The following is a 408-nucleotide window of genomic DNA, read 5'->3' on the forward strand; positions in this document are numbered from 1 at the left end:
TGACGACGCCGGTGCAGCAGCTCAATGAGCGCCTTAATATTCAGGTGCCTAAGGGCGATTACGAAACTCTCTCCGGATTTCTGCTGCTTCAGTTCAACCGCATCCCCGCTGTGGGTGACGAGCTCTATTACGCCAACTATAAAGTACGCGTCCACCGGGCGACCGAGCGGGCCATCGAAACGGTGATCATCCAGGTATACCGCGAAGAAGATGAGGGGGAAAAGTTATGACCGAACTTCTGCTCATTACCGCGGATAAGGAGCTGCGCCGTTTCGCCAAAGCCGCGCTTGAAAGCTTGCCCATACGGGTGCTTGCGGACTGCCCCAGCGCGCATCAAGCGATGGAGATATTCCGCAAGGAGCGGCCGAAATTGATGCTTGTGGATCTGTTTTTGCCCGAGAGCTCGGG

At 56.1% G+C, this 408-nt stretch carries 2 protein-coding genes; both read left to right on the forward strand.

Translation table 11 applies throughout. From position 1 onward, the window contains the following. A partial coding sequence (locus I6F37_RS42595; protein WP_276573833.1) for a transporter associated domain-containing protein occupies window positions 1-230 on the forward strand: 230 nt, incomplete at its 5' end. Beyond that, on the forward strand, window positions 227-408 hold a 182-nt coding region (locus I6F37_RS42600; protein WP_225154767.1), incomplete at its 3' end, for a hypothetical protein. The genes I6F37_RS42595 and I6F37_RS42600, both read left to right, overlap by 4 nt.

This window comes from Bradyrhizobium sp. NBAIM08 (assembly GCF_020193935.1).
In the GTDB taxonomy this organism is placed as follows: Bacteria; Pseudomonadota; Alphaproteobacteria; order Rhizobiales; family Xanthobacteraceae; genus Bradyrhizobium; species Bradyrhizobium yuanmingense.